The sequence below is a fragment of the Neisseria sp. P0009.S007 genome (genome assembly GCF_051962515.1).
On the sequence record NZ_JBQCVF010001136.1, the window covers coordinates 1 to 264 of the forward strand.

Annotated in this window: 1 protein-coding gene; it reads left to right on the forward strand. The window is 48.9% G+C overall.

Annotated elements, in window-relative coordinates; all coding sequences use genetic code 11:
• On the forward strand, window positions 1-264 hold a 264-nt coding region (locus ACTHS3_RS18055), incomplete at both ends, for a type VI secretion system baseplate subunit TssG (RefSeq protein WP_440368801.1).

Consider the following 264-nt stretch of genomic DNA (forward strand, 5'->3'; position numbering starts at 1 on the left):
GTTATGTGGAAATTTCCATTAATGGATTCGGTTTGTTTGGCCCATCCGGCCCCCTGCCCCTGCATTTGACCGAATATGCCTATGAGCGTCAACACCAACACGGCGACCGGACATGGACCGGTTTTGCCAATATGTTGCAACACCGTCTGGCTGTCTTGTTCTATCGGGCATGGGCCAACGCTCAGAGCATCATTTCTTTAGATAAAAATGCTGAAGACCGTTTTGGGAAATATATCGCCAGCTTTAATGGACTGGATACACCGG